At 70.1% G+C, this 3,827-nt stretch carries 3 protein-coding genes; 2 read left to right on the forward strand and 1 reads right to left on the reverse strand.

What is annotated here, in order from left to right:
- On the reverse strand, positions 1-1,488 hold a 1,488-nt coding region (locus tag AC27IQ_RS20160; protein ID WP_487090552.1), incomplete at its 3' end, for a GMC family oxidoreductase.
- A gap of 257 nt (positions 1,489-1,745) precedes the next feature.
- Between AC27IQ_RS20160 and AC27IQ_RS20165 the strand changes: the two genes are divergently transcribed.
- Together AC27IQ_RS20165 and AC27IQ_RS20170 are read left to right on the forward strand one after the other, a co-directional pair.
- Complete coding sequence (locus AC27IQ_RS20165; protein WP_487090553.1) at positions 1,746-2,876, forward strand: MlaE family ABC transporter permease; 1,131 nt, start codon at positions 1,746-1,748, stop codon at positions 2,874-2,876.
- A gap of 4 nt (positions 2,877-2,880) precedes the next feature.
- Positions 2,881-3,738, forward strand: coding sequence for an ABC transporter ATP-binding protein (locus AC27IQ_RS20170; protein ID WP_272549709.1), 858 nt, complete (start codon positions 2,881-2,883; stop codon positions 3,736-3,738).
- The last annotated feature ends 89 nt before the right edge of the window (positions 3,739-3,827 follow it).

Below are 3,827 nucleotides of genomic sequence, written 5' to 3' on the forward strand. Positions count from 1 at the left end.
CGTCGTGCCCACGGGGTGGAAGATGGTGGTGGCGATGTCGCCGGCCAGCCGCGCCAGGTCCTCGTCGGTCTCGAACTGCACGCCGGGCTTCCATTCCTCGGGCCGGTAAGGCGCCAGCGCCGGCTGGGCGACGATGCGGCGCGTCACGCGCAGGCTGTCGGCGGCGACCTGGCGGTCCTCGGGCGTGCTCAGGTAGTTGGGGGCGATGGCCGGCGCGGTGCGGAAGTCGGGGCCCTTGATGTGCACGGTGCCCCGGCTGGTGGGGTTCAGGTTGCACACGCTGGCGGTGAAGGCGGGAAAGGCGTGCAGCGGCTCGCCGAAGGCCTCCAGCGACAGCGGCTGCACGTGGTATTCGAGGTTGGGGTGGGCCTGGTCGGGCGAGCTGCGCGTGAAGGCGCCCAGCTGCGAGGGCGCCATGCTCATGGGCCCGCTGCGCTTGAAGGCGTATTCGAGCCCGATCTTCGCCTTGCCCAGCCAGTTGCCGGCCAGCATGTTGAGCGTGGGCACGCCGTTCACCTTGAACACCGCGCGGATCTGCAGGTGGTCCTGCAGGTTGGCGCCCACGCCGGGCAGGTCGTGCACCACGTCGATGCCGTGCTGGCGCAGCAGCGCCGCCGGGCCGATGCCCGACAGCTGCAGCAGCTGCGGCGAGTTGACCGCGCCCGCGCTCAGCACCACCTCGCGCGTGGCGTGGGCGGTGACCATCTCCTCGCCGGTCCACACCTGCACGCCGGTGCAGCGGCGCGAGCCGTCGGGCTGCGTGTCTATCAACAGCCGGGTGGCCTGCGCGGCGGTCCACATCTCGAAGTTGGGCCGCCCGTAGCAGGTGGGGCGCAGGAAGGCCTTGGCGGTGTTCCAGCGCCAGCCGGCCTTCTGGTTGACCTCGAAGTAGCCCACGCCTTCGTTGTCGCCGCCGTTGAAGTCGTCGGTGGCCGGAATGCCGGCCTGCTGCGCCGCCTGGGCGAAGGCGTCCAGCACGTCCCAGCGCAGGCGCTGCTTTTCCACGCGCCACTCGCCGGTGCTGCCCGTGGTCTTGCTGCCGTGCAGGCGCTTGAAGGCCTCGGTCGCGGACGCGGGCTGGTCCAGGCGCCAGTGGTCCTCGTGGCGGCGGAAGTAGGGCAGAGCGTGTTCCCAGCGCCAGGCGTCGTCGCCCGTGATCTCGGCCCACTGGTCGTAGTCGCGCGCCTGGCCGCGCATGTAGATCATGCCGTTGATGCTGCTGCAGCCGCCCAGCGTCTTGCCGCGCGGGTAGCGCAGGCTGCGGCCGTTCAGGCCCGCGTCGGGCTCGGTGTGGTACAGCCAGTCGGTGCGCGGGTTGCCGATGCAGTACAGGTAGCCGACCGGGATGTGGATCCAGTGGTAATCGTCCTTGCGGCCGGCCTCGATGAGCAGCACGCGGTGGCGGCCGCCGGCGCTCAGGCGGTTGCACAGCAGGGCGCCGGCCGTGCCGCCGCCGATGATGATGTAGTCGAAAGTGGTGTCGCTCATGGAGGCTGTTGGACGTTGAACACGTTCCCGGGGCATTGCGGCAGTGCCGGTCCATTGTGCGTAGCGCCGTGCCGCTGTCGATAGGGAAACAGCCGATTGCTATTATTTTTGTAGCTATATGCCCTAGAAGATATTGTGCTGGAGGGCATTTTGATCATAATTCACGCGGCCCGTGCCCTGCGCAGGGACGCGTTCTGCGCTGACGCGCCCGGGCCCATCCGCTCCGCTACCATGCACAGCTTCTCCCGCCCCCCTCCATGACCGAAGACGACAGCCAGCCCCGCATCACCCGAGACGACACGCCCGACGGCCCCTGTGCGGTGTTGCACGGCCGCTGGGGTGCGGCGGAACTGGGCACGCGCCGCCACTGGCGCGCCCTGTCGGCCCAGCTGTCTGAAGCGCGGGGCGGCCCGGCCATCGGCTGGGACCTGCGCAGCCTGCAATGGCTGGACCACGTGGGCGCGCAGCTGCTGTGGAACCACTGGGGCCGCGACTGGCCCGAGCGGCTGGCGCTCGACGACAGCCAGCGCGACATGCTCGAGCGCGTGGCCGAATTCAGCACCACCCGCCCGCCCGACACACCCTGGCGGCTGGCCGAGCAGGTGGACCGGCTTGGCGTGCAGGTGCTGCACGCCCTGTCCCACATGCGCCACCTGCTCGAACTGGTGGGGCAGCTCTTCATCGACATCTTCCGGGCCGCCCGCTCGCCGCGCCGCGCGCCCTGGCGCGACATGTCGGGCCACCTGTACCGCATGGGCGCCACGGCGATGCCCATCACGGCCATCGTGGGCTTTCTCATCGGCGTGGTGCTGGCCTACCTGATGTCGCTGCAGCTGCGGCAGTTCGGCGCCGAGTCGTTCATCGTCAACATCCTGGGCATTTCATTGATCCGCGAGCTGGGGCCCATGCTCGCGGCCATCCTCGTGGCAGGGCGCTCGGGCTCGGCCATCACGGCGCAGATCGGCGTGATGCGCGTGACCGAGGAACTCGACGCCATGCGCGTCATGGGCATTCCGCACGGCTTTCGCCTCGTCATGCCGCGCGCCGTGGCGCTGGCCGTGGCCATGCCGCTGATCGCCGTGTGGACCACGCTGTGCGCGCTGGCCGGCGGCATGCTCGCGGCCGACCTCGCGCTGGGCGTGTCGCCCGCCTACTTCGTGCAGGCGCTGCCCAACGCGGTGAGCTTTCCCAACCTGGTGATGGCGGTGGCCAAGTCGGTGGTGTTCGGCGTGTCCATCGCGCTCATCGGCTGCCACTGGGGCCTGCGCGTCAAGCCCAACACGCAGAGCCTGGGCGAGGGCACGACGGCCTCGGTGGTGAGCTCCATCACCATGGTGATCATCGTGGACGCGCTGTTCGCCATCGCGTTCAAGAACCTCGGGATCTGACGCCATGGACGACACCTCGCTCATCCCCGCCCCCGCCGCGCACACTGCGCCGCAGGCCCCGCCCGCCGACGCGCCGCCGGTGGTCGAGATCAAGGGGCTGTCCACCGTGTTCGGCAAGGGCAAGGAGGCCTTCGCCGTGCACGAGAACCTCGATCTCACCGTGCGCCGCGGCGAAATGCTGGCCCTGGTGGGCGGCTCGGGCACGGGCAAGACCGTGCTGCTGCGCCAGATGCTGGGCCTCACGCGGCCTGCCAAGGGCGAGGTGACGGTGCTGGGCCGCCCCGCCGCCGAGATGGGCCGCGCCGGCGCCGCCAGCCGCGTGGGCATGCTGTTCCAGCAGGGCGCGCTGTTTTCCGCCTTCAACGTGCTCGACAACGTGGCCTTCGCGCTGCGCGAGCAGGGCACGCTGCCGGGCGATCTGGTCTGCGATGCGGCCATGGTCAAGCTGCAGATGGTGGGGCTGAAGCCCGAACACGCCACGCGCATGCCGGCCGACCTGTCGGGCGGCATGATCAAGCGCGTGGCCCTGGCGCGCGCGCTCATCATGGACCCGCCCCTGCTGCTGCTGGACGAGCCCACCGCGGGCCTGGACCCCAACAGCTCCGACGATTTCTGCGAACTGCTGCGCGAGCTGCGCGCCGCCCTGGGCCTGACCGTGGTGATGGTCACGCACGACCTGGACACGCTGTTCGCGCTCAGCACGCGCGTGGCCGTGCTGGCCGAAAAGAAGGTCATCGTCTCCGGCCCCCCGCAGGAGGTCGTGCACTTCGACCACCCGTTCATTCAACATTTCTTTCTCGGCGAACGCGGCCGGCGCGCCATGGCGCCCGCACCGGCTTCGCCCTCGACCAAGGACGCCTGATGGAAAACAAGTCCCACGCCCTCGCTGCGGGCATCTTCGTGGTCGTCGTGGCGGCCCTGCTGGCGGGCCTGGGCCTGTGGCTCACCCGC

This window comes from Acidovorax sp. KPB24-07 (genome assembly GCF_057543315.1).